19 protein-coding genes are annotated in these 15,845 nt (G+C 42.5%); 16 read left to right on the forward strand and 3 right to left on the reverse strand.

Annotated elements, in window-relative coordinates:
• Positions 1-75 precede the first annotated feature (75 nt).
• Both rpiB and IHV10_RS08545 read left to right on the forward strand, forming a co-directional pair.
• Positions 76-516, forward strand: coding sequence for a ribose 5-phosphate isomerase B (rpiB, locus tag IHV10_RS08540; protein WP_066398975.1), 441 nt, complete (start codon positions 76-78; stop codon positions 514-516).
• 42 nt (positions 517-558) lie between these two features.
• Positions 559-1,131 carry a TIGR01440 family protein gene (locus IHV10_RS08545; protein WP_197128294.1) on the forward strand — a complete coding sequence of 191 codons (573 nt, stop codon included), beginning with the start codon at positions 559-561 and terminating at the stop codon, positions 1,129-1,131.
• Between the two features lie 194 nt (positions 1,132-1,325).
• Here IHV10_RS08545 and IHV10_RS08550 read toward each other — a convergent pair whose 3' ends face one another.
• The gene (locus tag IHV10_RS08550) at positions 1,326-1,793 is read right to left on the reverse strand and encodes a GNAT family N-acetyltransferase (RefSeq protein ID WP_197128295.1); all 468 of its coding nucleotides are present in this window, start codon (positions 1,791-1,793) and stop codon (positions 1,326-1,328) included.
• A 178-nt stretch (positions 1,794-1,971) separates the two neighbouring features.
• Between IHV10_RS08550 and IHV10_RS08555 the strand changes: the two genes are divergently transcribed.
• Positions 1,972-3,510 carry a gluconokinase gene (locus IHV10_RS08555; RefSeq protein WP_231619485.1) on the forward strand — a complete coding sequence of 513 codons (1,539 nt, stop codon included), beginning with the start codon at positions 1,972-1,974 and terminating at the stop codon, positions 3,508-3,510.
• 16 nt (positions 3,511-3,526) lie between these two features.
• On the opposite strand, the gene IHV10_RS08560 is transcribed toward IHV10_RS08555, so the two are convergent.
• Entirely contained in the window at positions 3,527-3,982 is a 456-nt protein-coding gene (locus IHV10_RS08560) for a hypothetical protein (RefSeq protein ID WP_197128296.1), read from the reverse strand.
• Positions 3,983-4,171: 189 nt separating this feature from the next.
• Here IHV10_RS08560 and glyA point away from each other — a divergent pair, with 189 nt between their 5' ends.
• The 6 genes from glyA (at position 4,172) to upp (ending at position 10,465) form a co-directional block, all read left to right on the forward strand.
• Complete coding sequence (glyA, locus tag IHV10_RS08565) at positions 4,172-5,407, forward strand: serine hydroxymethyltransferase (protein ID WP_197128297.1); 1,236 nt, start codon at positions 4,172-4,174, stop codon at positions 5,405-5,407.
• Positions 5,408-5,542: 135 nt separating this feature from the next.
• Positions 5,543-6,460: an ABC transporter ATP-binding protein gene (locus IHV10_RS08570; protein WP_197128298.1), complete on the forward strand. Its 918-nt coding sequence runs from the start codon at positions 5,543-5,545 to the stop codon at positions 6,458-6,460.
• Positions 6,457-7,203: an ABC transporter permease gene (locus tag IHV10_RS08575; protein ID WP_197128299.1), complete on the forward strand. Its 747-nt coding sequence runs from the start codon at positions 6,457-6,459 to the stop codon at positions 7,201-7,203. Before IHV10_RS08570 ends, IHV10_RS08575 begins: the two co-directional genes overlap by 4 nt.
• 153 nt (positions 7,204-7,356) lie before the next feature.
• A complete protein-coding gene (locus IHV10_RS08580; protein ID WP_197128300.1) occupies positions 7,357-8,721 on the forward strand; it encodes a copper amine oxidase in 1,365 nt (454 codons plus the stop codon).
• Positions 8,722-8,793: 72 nt separating this feature from the next.
• Entirely contained in the window at positions 8,794-9,441 is a 648-nt protein-coding gene (locus IHV10_RS08585) for a class F sortase (RefSeq protein ID WP_197128301.1), read from the forward strand.
• A 394-nt stretch (positions 9,442-9,835) separates the two neighbouring features.
• Entirely contained in the window at positions 9,836-10,465 is a 630-nt protein-coding gene (gene upp, locus IHV10_RS08590; protein WP_137791119.1) for a uracil phosphoribosyltransferase, read from the forward strand.
• A 258-nt stretch (positions 10,466-10,723) separates the two neighbouring features.
• Here the strand turns inward: upp and IHV10_RS08595 are convergent, their stop codons facing one another.
• Complete coding sequence (locus IHV10_RS08595) at positions 10,724-11,149, reverse strand: DUF3889 domain-containing protein (RefSeq protein WP_197128302.1); 426 nt, start codon at positions 11,147-11,149, stop codon at positions 10,724-10,726.
• Positions 11,150-11,440: 291 nt separating this feature from the next.
• Here IHV10_RS08595 and IHV10_RS08600 point away from each other — a divergent pair, with 291 nt between their 5' ends.
• The 7 genes from IHV10_RS08600 to atpA all read left to right on the forward strand — a co-directional run bounded on the left by IHV10_RS08600 (position 11,441) and on the right by atpA (position 15,759).
• Positions 11,441-11,665 (forward strand): AtpZ/AtpI family protein, encoded by a 225-nt coding sequence (locus tag IHV10_RS08600; protein WP_066244770.1) that lies wholly within the window; start codon positions 11,441-11,443, stop codon positions 11,663-11,665.
• A complete protein-coding gene (locus tag IHV10_RS08605; RefSeq protein WP_144696912.1) occupies positions 11,662-12,048 on the forward strand; it encodes an ATP synthase subunit I in 387 nt (128 codons plus the stop codon). Before IHV10_RS08600 ends, IHV10_RS08605 begins: the two co-directional genes overlap by 4 nt.
• Positions 12,049-12,054: 6 nt before the next feature.
• Entirely contained in the window at positions 12,055-12,765 is a 711-nt protein-coding gene (atpB, locus tag IHV10_RS08610) for a F0F1 ATP synthase subunit A (protein WP_197128303.1), read from the forward strand.
• An 83-nt stretch (positions 12,766-12,848) separates the two neighbouring features.
• The gene (gene atpE, locus IHV10_RS08615; protein ID WP_066244772.1) at positions 12,849-13,061 is read left to right on the forward strand and encodes a F0F1 ATP synthase subunit C; all 213 of its coding nucleotides are present in this window, start codon (positions 12,849-12,851) and stop codon (positions 13,059-13,061) included.
• Between the two features lie 112 nt (positions 13,062-13,173).
• Complete coding sequence (atpF, locus tag IHV10_RS08620) at positions 13,174-13,692, forward strand: F0F1 ATP synthase subunit B (protein ID WP_197128304.1); 519 nt, start codon at positions 13,174-13,176, stop codon at positions 13,690-13,692.
• Entirely contained in the window at positions 13,689-14,240 is a 552-nt protein-coding gene (locus tag IHV10_RS08625; RefSeq protein WP_197128305.1) for a F0F1 ATP synthase subunit delta, read from the forward strand. Before atpF ends, IHV10_RS08625 begins: the two co-directional genes overlap by 4 nt.
• A 19-nt stretch (positions 14,241-14,259) precedes the next feature.
• Positions 14,260-15,759 (forward strand): F0F1 ATP synthase subunit alpha, encoded by a 1,500-nt coding sequence (atpA, locus tag IHV10_RS08630; protein WP_066398939.1) that lies wholly within the window; start codon positions 14,260-14,262, stop codon positions 15,757-15,759.
• The last annotated feature ends 86 nt before the right edge of the window (positions 15,760-15,845 follow it).

Genomic DNA, 15,845 nt, shown 5'->3' on the forward strand with positions numbered 1-15,845 from the left:
CCTAGGAGTGACATTGAATAGGGAATGGGGACAGCATATAATGAAAAAAAGTATGAGAGAGCAGGTGCACACAACATGAAAGTAGCAATTGGATCAGATCACGCCGGAGTTGAATTAAGAAAAGAAATAATCAGCATGATTGAAGAGCTGGGTATGCAAGTGGAGGATGTCGGCTGTGAATGCGACACATCTGTAGACTATCCAGACTATGCGATTCCTGTAGCAGAAAAAGTAGCCAACGGTGAAGCTGATCGCGGAATTCTAATCTGCGGTACGGGCATTGGAATGAGCATCGCAGCGAACAAAGTCAAAGGAATCCGCTGTGCGCTTGTTCATGATCTATTCAGCGCAAAAGCTACAAGACAGCATAATGACAGCAATGTACTTGCAATGGGTGAACGTGTCATCGGGCCGGGTCTCGCACTCGAAATCGCAAAAGTATGGCTGACGACAGAATATGAAGGCGGACGTCACGGTCGCCGTGTAGATAAAATCTCTCAATATGAAGGCCAATAGCAAAAAAGCTATAAACCTATAAAATGAAGGGAAGACCATCTCATGAGCGATGAGCTCCAACAAATTCAAGACCAAGTCCTGAATGTTTTGCAAGATCTGCAAAAGCATGCACAATTAAGACCTTCACAATTATTAGTAGTAGGCGCAAGCACGAGCGAAGTAATTGGTGAACGAATTGGCACATCAGGCACGATGGATACAGCGGGTGCACTTTACCGTGGTATCTTAGCGTTTCAAGAGGAAACAGGCGTGGCACTAGCCGTGCAATGCTGTGAACACTTGAACCGTGCGCTTGTCATCGAGCGCGAAGAAGCAGAACGACGAGGCTATGAAGAAGTGCGGGTCGTTCCAGCGCGATCAGCTGGAGGTGCGTTGGCAACACATGCTTACCACCATATGAATGAACCCGTGATCGTTGAATATATAAAAGCCGACGCAGGCATCGACATCGGTGACACCTTTATCGGTATGCACTTAAAGCATGTAGCCGTGCCGGTTCGCAGTGAAGTGAAAAAGGTCGGCGCCGCACACGTGACGTTGGCAAAGACACGTCCGAAGTTGATCGGCGGCGAACGCGCGGTGTATCCGAGTAAAGAAGACATACGGTGTTTTTAATCCGTGGAAAGCCCTCCTAGTGAGGGCTTTTTTCTATTGTGGTCGTGCCTTGCAACGATGACGTGTTGTCGTTATGTGTCGAGGACTGTAGACTCGCGGATAAACTACCAAAACTTTTGGATTCAGAGGCAAAACTCGTGGATAAAACACCCAAACTTGTGGATTCCAAGCCAAAACTCGTGGATTCATTCTTATTAGTTGTGTTCAATCTCGTAATGAATCCACTCTGAATTGATGTTTTTTCCGCCCATCTTCTTGTAAAGTGCTTGAGCGGATGTATTATCAATCGCGGTTTGCCAAGACATGTACGCGTAGCCTTCCTTTTTCGTGTATTCCAGCACATGCAAAAACAGTTTTTCTCCTAAACCAGCACCACGGAATTCAGCATCTACAAAAAGATCGTTCAATATGGCGATCTTCTGCAGCCGGGTCGTACTGAACGAAAAGTAGAGGGTTGCGAATCCCGCTAATCGGCCATCCTCTGTCTCAGCAACAAATTGAGTTCCTGCTTCATCTGAAGTAAGCAGATGCTTGATATGATCCTCCAACTTTGATCCCTCAGGAGTTTTTCCTTTATAAAAATCAACAATGTAACGATGCATCAGACACTTCAACTGTTCTAAATCATCTACTATAACAGGGCGAACTCTAAAACTAGTCATCGTTATCCATCTCCTCTAATCTGGTTTCCTTAACAAAAGAACCATTCATTTTACATCTATATTAAGTGATTCTTTCTGGTCTGAATAGTATGATGAATGAGTCAAAGTAGAATCGGGCATTGTTTAGGAAGGGCATACTATGTTTGCTTCCTTTTTTATGTGAAAGGAGAAAGAGATCTTGAGAAATTATGCGATCGGAATAGATATTGGTACAACAAGTACGAAGGTTGTTCTTTTTGATGAAAAAGGAGCGGCTGTCGCACATCATTCAAAAAATTACCCGTTGCTGTCGGAAGAACCAGGAGCTGCAGAGCAGAAGCCGGATGAAATTTATGAAGCAGTGAATGAATCGCTAAGAGAAACAGTGCGAAAAAGTGGAGATCTCGCGGAAAGAATCGGCTTCATTTCTTTTAGCACAGCCATGCATTCATTAATTGCAGTGGATTCTGATGGGACACCCCTTACAAACAGCATCACATGGGCTGATATTCGAAGTGAACCATACGTAGCAGCTTATAAATCAGATTACGGTGATGAAGCAGTTGAACTTTATAAACGGACCGGTGTCCCGCAGCATCCGATGACACCTCTTTTTAAATTGCAGTGGTTAAAAAATGATCGTCCCGATATTTTTCAGAAAGCAGCAAGATTTGTTGGCATAAAAGATTACATACTGTTCCGTTGGTTCGGTGAGTGGAAGACAGATCACGCATCAGCCGCAGCGACAGGCCTTTGGAACATGCATACAAAAACGTGGGATGAAGAAGCGTTGAAACTTGCAGATGTCACTCCAGAAAAACTTCCGACATTGCAACCATCCACGTATTATTGGGAGCAATTATCTGACGTTCTCACGAAGAAATCGGGTCTCGATTCCTCTGTAAAAGTGGTGATTGGTGCAACGGACGGTCCGTTGTCTAACCTTGGTGTCGGCGCGATCTCACCTGGAGATGTTGCGGTAACGATAGGTACGAGCGGTGCGATTCGAACTACCTCAGCTACACCAATACTTGATACAGATGGCCGCACGTTCTGTTATCCGCTCACGGAAAATCATTGGGTATCAGGCGGACCAGTGAACAACGGTGGAATCGCGTTTCAATGGATTCATGATATCTTGCAAAAAGACAGTGACAGTGCGGTCCATGAAAAGCTGTCTAGAGATGCCGAACAGATACAGCCTGGTGCAGAAGGCTTAGTATTCCTGCCTTATCTGACAGGAGAACGAGCACCATTATGGGATGCACAGGCAAAAGCATCGTTTATTGGTCTAACACTTCGCCATAATCATAATCATATGGTGCGGGCTGTGCTTGAAGGGACGATTCTTAACTTATTCAGCGTGTACTCACTAATAAAAGGTCAAGTGGCAGACATGGAAGTGAAGATCTTTGCAACTGGAGGCTTTACGAACTCGCCGCTTTGGAAACAGATAGTAGCAGATATTTTTCAAACGAAAGTGAGTATACCTGAACATACGGAGAGCTCGTGCTTAGGAGCGGTCTTGCTCGGCCGATTCGCGATCGGTGAAACAAAAATGCTAGAAGAAGCGCCTGTTGAGACGAAGCAGTACGAAGAAGTCACGCCTAATCCTGATCACAAGACAATCTACGAAGAGCTGTTTCAACTTTATCAATCTCTATCTGACACGATGCAGACGCAATATAAAGCCCTTCATGATTTTCAAAATAAACATAAAAAAGAGAGCGGAGAATGATTCCGCTCTTTGTTTCTTAGTTGATATATGTCGCGTTGATCAGCGGAAGTCCGGTCTTAGCATCCTTACCTGTCTTAACGTTTCCGAATACTGTGACCTCAGAACCCTTTTCAAAGCCGCTGCCCATCGTAAAGTTCATCACTCTAAATTTTGTTTCTCCAACTTGGAACTCAAAGCTTCCGCCCATTCCTTTTTCATTATCCGTTAGCACTTTTCCAGTCGCTTTAACGATTTTTTCTTCGTACGCTTTTGGGTCTGCTTCAAGTGCTTTTGGATCTAACTGAACGGCTTTTTCTTCCATGTTCTTAATGATCTCAGCTTGTTGACCAGCAAGATCATCCGTTGTGCTTTGATCTTCGTTATCTCGTGTTTCTACTTTTTCCTTTGCTTCAGGCTTTGCTTTTTCTTCGCTACAGCCAGCCAAAGCTAGTACAAAAATAAGGAGACTCGCTCCAAACCACTTCTTCATCATGTTGATAACACCCCTTATAAATAGCTCTTTCTCTCTATTATGTATCATCATACCATGTTCATCCCTATCAAATAAAATGAATTTTCACACTTGTGCATTTCCTCTTACAACTTAAAGCTTTAACGTGTAAGATAGAGGGGTATGTTACAATCATAATTATTTTTCACATAAGGTAAGGGGGAAGCGAAATTGAACCATTTGAAAACAGCTGATCAAGAAGTCTACCAATCCATCATGGATGAATTGCACCGCCAGCGTACGAAAATTGAATTGATTGCTTCTGAAAACTTTGTAAGTCAAGCCGTAATGGAAGCGCAAGGCTCTGTACTTACGAATAAATATGCAGAAGGCTACCCGTCCAAACGCTATTATGGCGGATGTGAACATGTGGATGTTGTTGAAAATTTAGCAAGAGACCGCGCCAAGCAAATCTTTGGTGCTGAGCATGCTAACGTTCAACCTCACTCAGGTGCACAAGCAAACATGGCTGTATACTTTACGATTCTCGAGCAAGGCGACACCGTTCTAGGTATGAACCTTTCTCATGGCGGTCACTTAACACACGGAAGTGCCGTTAACTTTTCTGGCATTCAATATAACTTTGTGGAATATGGCGTAGATGCAGAGAAGAATGTTATCGATTACGAAGATGTTCGTCAAAAAGCACTAGAGCACCGTCCGAAGCTAATTGTAGCTGGAGCGAGCGCGTATCCGCGTGCGATTGATTTTGCAAAGTTCCGCGAGATCGCTGATGAAGTTGAAGCTTACCTTATGGTGGATATGGCCCATATCGCAGGTTTAGTGGCAGCAGGCCTTCACCAAAATCCAGTTCCTTATGCAGATTTTGTAACAACGACTACACATAAAACACTTCGCGGCCCTCGTGGCGGTATGATTCTTTGTAAAGAAGAATTCGCGAAAAAAATTGATAAATCGATCTTCCCAGGCATCCAAGGTGGTCCTTTGATGCATGTTATCGCAGCAAAAGCGGTATCGTTCGGTGAAGTGTTAACAGATGAGTTCAAGAGCTACGCAGAGCAGATCGTGAAGAACGCGAAGCGCTTAGCAGAATCTTTGAAAAAAGAAGGCATTACTATCGTTTCTGATGGTACAGACAATCACTTGATTCTGATCAATGTGAGTGAACTTGCACTAACAGGAAAAGTGGCTGAAAAAGCATTAGATGATATCGGAATCACGGTTAATAAGAACACGATTCCGTTTGATAAAGAAAGCCCGTTCGTAACGAGCGGTATCCGTATCGGAACAGCTGCTGTTACATCACGTGGTTTTGTTGAAGAAGATATGGACGAGATCGCGTCTATCATGGCGTCTGTATTGAAAAACATCGAGGACGAATCGGTGTTGAAGGATGCTGAATCACGCGTTGAGAAGCTAGCAGGAAAATATAAGTTGTACGAATAAGATAGATATGATGAAGACCCTTCTGCCAGCAGAGGGGTTTTCTTTTTTTTACTCATGATTTTGCTTGATTTGCAATAGGATGAAACTATTGTTAGTTATACTCGTAATGTAAAATTAAGGTAAAGGAGTGATAACGTGGAAGACGTAATTATAGTACGCTCACTTATGAAGTCCTACGGAACAAAAAAAGCAGTTAACAATCTTTCTTTCTCTGTTAAAAAGGGTGAAATTTTTGGCATTATCGGACCGAACGGAGCTGGAAAGACGACCACGATCGAGATCATGGAAGGTCTTCGGAAAAAGGATAGCGGTGAAGTGTCTATTTTAGGCATGAATCCGGAAAAAGATCGGAAGGTGTTGAACCACAGGATTGGTGTTCAGTTTCAGGCAACTTCTATTCAAAAGAAGATGAAAGTAAAAGAGGCGCTGAAGTTATTTGCAGCGATCTACAATAAAAGCCATACAGGCGATGAGATGCTGAAGCTGCTCGGTTTAGAGGAGAAGATGGATACATACTTTGATGATCTTTCCGGTGGACAAAAGCAGCGATTAACATTGGCCCTAGCTACTTTACATGAGCCCGAAATCATCTTTTTAGACGAGCCGAGCATGGGACTCGATCCGCATGCGAGGCGTGAGATGTGGAACATTATTCGTTCGTTGAGAGATCGAGGCACAACGATTGTAGTAACCACACATTACATGGAGGAAGCGGAAAAACTGTGTGACAGGGTGGCGATGATTTACAACGGTGAACTGCGTGCTTTAGATGAACCGAGCCGGTTAGTAGAAGATATCTCTTCTCACTTCATCAGTTTCCGAAGTCCCGATTTTCCTGTCACTCTACTTCATCAGATTGCCGGTGTCATAGAGGTGGAACATGATAAAGAGCTAGATGCGTTCAAGCTTTATGCCGAAGATCTTCAATCTTGCTCTTATTTCTTATTTAAAACAGCACATGAAGAAAACTATCATATCTCGGATTACAAATTTGAGAGAGGCACACTCGATGACTTGTTCGTTCACTATCTAAAAGGAGGGGAATCTGCATGACAGCCCTATGGCAACTAACACTGCTTGAGACGAAGATGTTTTTTCGAGATAAGCTGCAGGTGTTTTGGACGTTTCTGTTCCCCGTGCTCATGATTTGGTTGTTCGGTTCGATGTTTGAAAACCAAGCTCCCGAAGGCTTCTCATTTGCGAGTCTTTATATCCCCTCATGGATTGGGGTAAATATCGTAACAACCGCCTTTTTTACATTGGGGACGGTCCTCACAGGATACAGGGAAACTGGAGTTCTTCGCAGATATCAATCAACACCGCTCGCTCCATGGAAGATTCTCTTTGCTCACACGATTCAAGGAACGGTGATTTTTAGTTTTTCAGCAGTTGTTCTTGTGGTGTTCGGAACGCTCATGTTTGACCTTCATGCCCCTGTCTATTTAGGAAGTACGCTAGTCGCTTTGTTGCTAAGCATCCTTGCCTTCTTTCCGTTCGCACTCTTCTTAACATCCCTAGCGAAAAACGTAGGAACAGCAGCAGCGATCAGCTCGCTTTTTCTAAACCTTATGCTGTTTTTATCAGGAGCCACATTCCCGTTAGAGATGATGCCTGACGTTCTGCAATATATTGCAAAGATTTTACCACTTTATTATGTGATCGAGCTGCTGCGTGCAACATGGAACACATCTCCACTTTGGGAAAACTGGACACCTGTTTTGGTGCTAAGCTCTATTGCTCTGGTTTCAATCGTGTTGTCGTCTGTGTTCTTTAAGTGGAGCGGAAAAGCGGAATAATAGAAGGTTAAACTTATGAAAAAGTATTGGACTTATATTAGCCGATACTTTTTTTATTTCGACATAATCCCAAAAAAATTTTAATTAAGAGTGATCCAATATAAAAATCTCTTCGTTAGCTTAATGCAATAAACAAAAAAGGAGAGATTTCAAATGAAAATGAAAAAAGCACTTTTAGCCGTACCGTTAAGTGTTTCTTTATTAATACCTACATTCTCAGTAGCAAATGCACATGGTCATGAAAATCATAGCAAAGGACCAATGTCTGCTGAAGTATCTAACCCGGCAATCGATCTTCGCGCTTCATTGGATACTCTTCTTTCAGAGCATGCATTCTTAGCTGTAGTAGCGATGCAAAAAGGAATTGACGGAAAAGAAGACTTTGAAGCAGCGGCTGGACAGCTGAACCAAAATACTGAGGCACTGTCTAAAGCGGTTGGATCTGTTTATGGTGAAGAAGCTGGAGCGCAGTTCAAAGAAATCTGGAGCAGCCACATCGGCTATTTCGTAGACTATGTAACAGCAACTGCTGAAAATAATGAAGAAGGCAGAAAACAAGCACTCGCTGAATTGGATAAATATCGTGTAACACAAGCTGATTTCTTAGATAAAGCAACAGAAGGAAGATTAAAAGCTGCTGATTTAGAAGAAGGTTTGAAAGTACACGTGGACCAATTGATCTGGGCGTTTGAAAGTTATAGAACTGGTGATTATGACAAAGCGTATGACAACATTTCAGAAGCGATGCACCACATGTTTATGACAGGTAAGGGTCTTTCATGGGCGATCACGGATCAGTTCCCTGACAAGTTTGAAAACAAATCAGTAGATACACCTGCAGCTGATCTTCGTGCTGATTTGAACAGTGTGTTCTCAGCCCATGCAGCATTAGCAGCATTAACAATGCAAAAAGGAATTGATGGCGCTAAAGACTTTGAAGCAGCGGCAGCTGAATTGAACGAAAACACAGATGACATCACAGCAGCTGTAGAATCTGTATATGGTGCTGAGGGTGCAGCGCAATTTAAAGAAATCTGGAGCAGCCACATCGGTTACTTCGTTGACTATGTAACAGCTACAGCAGAAAAGAATGAAGATGGCAAAAAGCAAGCGATCGCTGAACTCGATGAGTACCGTATGGAACAAGCAAAATTCCTAGACACAGCAACAGAAGGACGACTAAAAGCAGCTGACTTAGAAGAAGGATTAAAAGTACACGTTGACCAGTTACTAGCAGCTTTCAACAGTTATACGGGTAAAGATTATCCTGATGCCTACAAAAATATCTCTGAAGCTTATGCTCACATGTTTGGAGTAGGACAATCTCTATCAGGTGCGATCGTTGATCAGTTCCCAGATAAGTTTGCTGGTCAAAAGCCATCTGATATGCCGAAAACAGGTATGGGCGGAATGAGCCAATCAACAAACGATGCTATTCTTTGGAGCTTGTTCGGATTGATCTTAGCTTCTGCAACAACAGCAATGATTCTTCGTAGAAAAGCAACGAACCATTCTTAAGAGTAAAGAGTGGAGGGCAGCAAACATGTCCTCCATCTTTTTTATCTATTTGAGATGGAGAGGAAGGTTTTTATGAAGAAGGTGCTTGGTGGTCTATTGCTCATTGGACTATTAATAACCGGTTGTTCGGCTCCAGAAGATACGAAGAATAATAAAGCTTCTGAATCTAGTGAAACGATTAAAGAAGGTCAAGAACAAGAGAAAGAAGTAAAATCTTCATCAACTGAACTAACACCACCTGAAGGGTTAAAATTAAAAGCAGATACAGAAGGAATTGTTCCAACAACGATTGAAATACCATCATTAAAAATCAATACCGAAATCGAGAAGGTAGGCAGACTAGACAACGGTCAGATGGGTGTTCCAAAAGGAATGGATACCGTAGGCTGGTTCAGCGACGGGGTGAAACCGGGATCTCCAGGAAACGCGGTAATGGCAGGCCATGTAGACAGTAAGTCAGGTCCAGCTGTGTTTTATAAGCTTGAAGACCTTGAAGCTGGTGATGAAGTTATCGTTAAGGATCAAGATGGGAAGACGTTCACCTTTGTAGTAACTGATAAAGAAAAATACAACAGAAAAACAGCACCAGTTGATAAAATATTCGACTATTCATACGGCAGCAAGCTTAACCTAATCACGTGTACGGGTAACTTTAATCGTGATGAAGGGACACATGAAGAGAGATTGGTTATTTATACAGAGTTGAAAGCAGCTGAGTAGATCATTACCCAAAAGCATCCATTCATGTGGGTGTTTTTTGGCGTGCTGAAAACGAAGTGGACAGTAAAAAGCGGAAAGTGGACAGTATTTATGCCGAAGTGGACAGTAAAATACGAAAAGTGGACAGTATTTTTGAAGAAGTCGACAGTAAAACAGGAAAAGCGGACAGTAAAGTTTATTTGAGTACTATAAGGCAGGATGCTTAGCGAAAGTTTTCAGGATTTCACCTCTAAATTCAGGGAATAGTAGTAGAGGAGTTTATATGTAAAATTTGGAGGCAGAAAACTATCGTTTCTATGCTGATTTCCCTTGAAGTGAAGGTTGTTTTTCTGTACAATGCTAGAGATGCTTTTTGAACGAAAATAAATGTTACATAAGGAGAGGTGCTTAAAACATGAGTGAGGTATATGTCCTTGATCATCCGTTAATTCAGCATAAATTAACATACATCCGTGACGAACGTACGGGTACGAAAGAATTTCGTGAGCTTGTTGATGAAGTAGCGGGGCTTATGGCTTTTGAAATTACACGTGATCTTCCATTGCAAGAGGTAACGGTGAAAACGCCGGTTGCTGAAGCGACTATGAAAACGATCGCTGGGAAAAAACTAGGGCTAGTACCGATCCTTCGTGCAGGGCTTGGAATGGTAGACGGAATCCTTAAACTTATTCCAGCAGCAAAAGTTGGACATGTTGGGCTTTACCGTGATCCTGAAACACTAACACCGATCGAATACTATGTGAAGCTTCCTTCTGATGTAGAAGAGCGTGATTTTATCGTGATTGACCCGATGCTTGCTACAGGTGGATCTGCAGCAGCAGCGATTGAATCAATCAAGAAGCGCGGCGCGAAAAACATTAAGCTTATGTGTTTAGTAGCAGCTCCAGAAGGTATTAAAGTAATTCAAGACGAGCACCCAGACGTTGATATTTTCTTAGCAGCACTTGATGAAAAATTAAATGACCACGGCTACATCGTTCCAGGTCTAGGCGATGCTGGAGACCGTTTATTCGGAACTAAATAAGCAGTAAATAAAAAACTGACTTGATCGCGGGTGTAAACCCTCTTTCGGGGCAGTTTTTTTGTTCGTAAAAGGATTAAATCTTCGTTGTGAGCGAAACGCAAGTAATCCTGAGCGAAAACCAGACTACATTGAGCGAAACGGAGATCAAACTGAGCGAAACTCATGGTCTAGTGCGCGAACGTGTAATAAATAAAAGAACACGTACCGTAAAACCGAAAAAAGAAGGCTGACATCCGTCAGCCTGCACATAACGCTTATTTAATTCATTTCCTCGAACTTCATATCTATAAGCTTGTTGTCATCATGCATTACGCCTACTTTTACAAGGTGCATCTTATCTTGTTGATACAACGTGAAGTCAAAGTAATCCGAGATTGTGCCGTCCGGACTGATGTTCCGTGTATCGTACTGATAATCACTTACTCTGCTGTTCGGATATTTTTTCCTCGTCTCAGCCAGAGCCATCTTGCCCCATTTTGCATAGTCTTTTTGTGTCACAGATGAATTTAAATCTTCTGACGGGGTCTGGTCATTATACTGAACGTTCAATGGCTTGGTACGATCTTTTTCCACATTATTTCTCATATCTGTAGATTCTTCTGTAGGCTTTTTGTCATTGTTCATGCAGCCGCCAGCCACTAAAATTCCAGTCAACGCGAAGAAAATAATTAATTTTTGTTTCATGTCGAACAAGCTCCTTCCATATATTTAATGTAAGTATTTATCAAATAGGGTGATTTATTCAGGAATATGGAAAGTGCAGGCAGAAGTAGTAAACAAAGTGAATAATAAACCATTGAAACAAGCCACAAAATTTCCACAATTTATTTAATAAACCGTCCCGGAAGTCGTTGACATAGAAATGGCACTATTGTATTCTTACAAAGGGAATATGGTAAGGTTTACATTCTTGTGTTTACAAGGGTTTTCAAGAAAATTATTACCAAATTTCCAGAAGGAAGGAGTCCATACGATATGAGCAACGGGAAACGCCCTTATAAAGCGATGGCTTTAATGTCTGGCATTCTTTCTCAGCTTGTTGGATGTATCTTAGTTGGACTTTTTGGAGGGAAATGGCTGGACGAGAAAGTCGGCAATGAATTTCCAATCTTCCTTATCATCGGGTTGTTTCTAGGTCTTGGAACAGGTGTTTACGGGATGATCCGCTTAATATCGAAGTTTTCAGGGGACGGGCAATGATGAATGAGTACAAATCGGTGTTTTTCAAATACATAAAGTACACATTGTATCTTCTCTCTCTTTTTTTCGTCGGTTATGCTGTCACTCCTTACAAAGCTATCTTTTTAGGACTAGCTCTAGGAACTGCTTTTAGCCTCTACAATCTTTGGAGCATGTATTCAAAGATTGACCGCATGGGACAAGCAGTGATTCAGCAGAAAAGAGTGAAAACACTCGGTTCACTTTCAAGGCTCCTCTTTGCAGGGTTAGCGGTGCTCATCGCGATGAAATACCCGGAACATTTTCATTTATTAAGTGTGGTAGTGGGATTGATGTCAGTCTACATTATCATGTTAATAGATTCACTAACTCAAGTTACACGTACTCCAAAGGAAAAGAGGTGAACATAGGTGGAACATGGTGCAGTTACAGCTGATTTTCTAGGTTTGACGTTTAACCTGTCAAACGTACTAATGATCACAGTTTCATCCGTTATTGTTTTCCTTATTGCGGTACTCGCTACTCGAACCCTGTCAATGCGACCAGGAGGAATGCAAAACTTCCTTGAATGGGTAGTCGATTTCGTAAAAGGAATCATCAACAGCACAATGGATTGGCATACGGGCGGACGCTTTTTAGCTTTAGGACTTACATTAATCATGTATATTTTCGTTGCCAACATGCTGGGATTACCTTTTGCAGTAGTAGTCGACCATAATCTATGGTGGAAATCCCCTACTGCAGACCCAACTATTACTTTGACTCTAGCAGTTATGGTAGTGGCGCTATCACACTATTACGGTGTGAGAATGAAAGGGTTCAAGGAATATGGAGCTGAATTCTTCAAGCCGATGAAGTTCTTGTTCCCACTAAAGATTATTGAAGAGTTTGCGAACACATTAACGCTTGGTCTTCGTCTTTACGGTAACATCTTCGCAGGTGAGATGCTTTTAGGTCTATTGGTAGGTTTGACTAAGATGGGTATTTTTGCTGGCGTACTTGGAATCTTCCCATTAATCGTGTGGCAAGGCTTCTCAGTATTCGTTGGTGCAATCCAAGCATTTATCTTCACGATGCTAACAATGGTTTACTTGGCACATAAAGTAAGTCACGATCACTAATCTTCAGGAAATATCAAGCTTCTATAATAAGAAGCCCATTTTCATAAAAACTTTAAGGGAATTCAGAAGGGAGAAATTTTATCATGAATCTTATTGCAGCTGCAATCGCGGTAGGTCTAGCGGCACTTGGTGCTGGTATTGGTAACGGTTTAATCGTAGGACGTACAGTTGAGGGGATCGCTCGTCAACCAGAACTACGTGGTACTCTTCAAACAACAATGTTCATCGGGGTTGCATTAGTTGAGGCACTTCCAATCATCGGTGTGGTTATCGCGTTCATCGCGCTTGGTTCTTAATCCTTAAAACAACCACTGTTTATTACGATTTCTATAATGGCGAAGCAAGTTTCCCTATAGGGACTACCCTTCGCCATTCCTTATGTATGATTGATTGAAGGGAGGAAATGGTGTGCAAAACTTAATTCTAGGTGCTGCTGCAGGTGAAGGCCTGAACACAGGTGATATTCTTTACCAATTAGCTGCATTTTTAATCCTACTAGTATTATTGCGTAAATTCGCATGGGGCCCGTTAATGGGAATCATGAAGGAGCGCCAATCACATATCAACAGCGAAATTGATGCGGCTGAAAAATCCCGTCAAGAAGCTAAGAGCTATCTTGAGTCTCAAGTTGCTGAGTTAAAGAAAGCGAAAGAAGAAGCAAAGTCTATTATCGACAATGCTAAAAAGCAAGGCGAAGCACAAGGTGAAGCAATCATTAAAGCATCTCGTGATGAAGCTGAGCGTGTGAAAGAAGCTGCATTAGCTGAGATCGCTTCTGAAAAAGAAAAAGCAGTTGCTACACTTCGTCAAGAAGTTGCTGCTCTATCCGTTAAGATCGCTTCTAAAGTTATTGCAAAAGAACTTGATGAGAGCTCTCAGGAGAAGCTTATTAACGAATACCTTCAAGAGGTAGGCGAGTCTCGATGAGCAAAGATCAAGCAATCGTAGCAAAACGTTATGCATTAGCACTTTTTGAAGTAGTTGGTGTTACGAAACTTGAAGATACAGTTTCAGAATTGCGTCTTGTGAAGAACGTACTGGAGCTTAACAAAGAGCTTCAAAAAGTTCTATCACATCCAAAAGTATCGAAGGATCAAAAGAAATCTTTGATCAAAGAGAGCGTTGGAGCTGAACTTTCTACCGCTGTAATGAACACGATCTATCTGATGGTAGACCGTAACCGTTACACATACATCACAGAGATGGCAGCGCAGTTCATTGAATTAGCAAATGAAGCACAAGGCATTGCCGACGCAAATGTATATTCTGTACGTCCTTTATCAGACTCAGAGATACAGAAGTTGGAGCAAACGTTTGCTGCCCGAGTCGGCAAAAGAGCGTTGCGCATTAATAATATTGTAGATTCTTCTCTTGTTGGAGGAATTAAGATCCGCATTGGCAACCGTATTTTTGACGGAAGCATCAGCGGAAAGTTGAATCGAATGGAACGTCAATTAGCTTCTAACGGAAGCTGAGAGGATAGGGGTGAAATTCATGAGCATTAAAGCTGAAGAAATCAGTGCTTTAATTAAAAAACAGATTGAAAACTATCAATCTGAGATCGAAGTTAATGATGTGGGTACAGTTATCCAGGTCGGTGACGGTATTGCCCGTGCCCATGGATTAGATAACGTAATGGCTGGTGAGCTAGTTGAATTTTCTAACGGTGTAATGGGTATGGCCCAAAACCTTGAAGAAAACAACGTAGGTATCATCATTCTTGGGCCTTACCAAGAAATTCGTGAAGGTGACGAAGTAAAACGTACAGGACGCATCATGGAAGTTCCTGTAGGTGAAGAGCTTTTAGGTCGTGTAGTTAACCCTCTTGGACAGCCTATCGATGGCAAAGGTCCAATTGCGACTACAAAAACACGTCCTATCGAGCAAAAAGCTCCAGGCGTAATGGCTCGTAAATCTGTACATGAGCCGCTTCAAACAGGTATTAAAGCGATTGACGCACTTGTGCCAATCGGACGCGGACAACGTGAGCTTATCATCGGTGACCGTCAAACAGGTAAAACAGCTGTAGCGATCGATACGATCCTTAACCAAAAAGATCAAGATATGATCTGTATCTATGTAGCGATCGGTCAAAAAGAATCAACAGTTGCGGGCGTAGTAGAAACACTTCGTGCACACGGAGCACTTGATTACACAATCGTTGTATCAGCATCTGCTTCTCAACCTGCACCAATGTTGTTCCTAGCTCCTTATGCTGGGGTATCTATGGCTGAAGAATTCATGTGGGCTGGCAAGCACGTATTGATCATCTATGATGATCTTTCTAAGCAAGCTGCTGCATACCGTGAGCTTTCCTTGCTACTTCGTCGTCCTCCAGGCCGCGAAGCTTACCCAGGGGACGTATTCTACCTTCACTCACGTCTGTTAGAGCGTGCAGCGAAGCTGAATGACGAGCTAGGTGGCGGATCCATCACAGCGCTTCCGTTCATTGAAACGCAAGCATCTGACGTATCTGCTTATATTCCAACAAACGTTATCTCTATCACAGACGGACAGATCTTCTTACAATCTGACTTGTTCTTCTCCGGTGTTCGTCCGGCGATCAACGCAGGTATCTCCGTTTCTCGTGTAGGGGGAGCAGCTCAGATCAAAGCGATGAGCAAAGTATCTGGTACACTTCGTCTAGATCTTGCTTCATACCGTGAACTAGAAGCATTCGCTCAGTTCGGATCTGACCTTGATAAAGCGACTCAAGCAAAACTTAACCGTGGTGCACGTACAGTTGAAGTACTTAAGCAAGGACTTCACAAGCCACTAAAAGTTGAGCACCAAGTTGCAATCCTTTATGCATTGACTCGTGGTTACATCGATGATGTAGCTGTTGAAGATGTAAACCGCTTTGAAGAAGCGCTTTACGCTCACATGGAAGCTAACTCTAAAGACGTTCTTGATGCAATCAAAACGACTGGTAAACTTCCTGAAGGTGACAGCCTAGACGAAGCGATCAAAGCATTCAAAAAGACATTCGCGTAAGATATATAGACTTTAAAAGCAGAGGTGCAGTTGCAGTGATGAGCTGCGCCTTGCAACCAGCTTACTATGTTTAAAATGAGGTTAAC

The organism is Fictibacillus sp. 5RED26, from assembly GCF_015903895.1.
Lineage (GTDB): Bacteria > Bacillota > Bacilli > Bacillales > Fictibacillaceae > Fictibacillus > Fictibacillus phosphorivorans.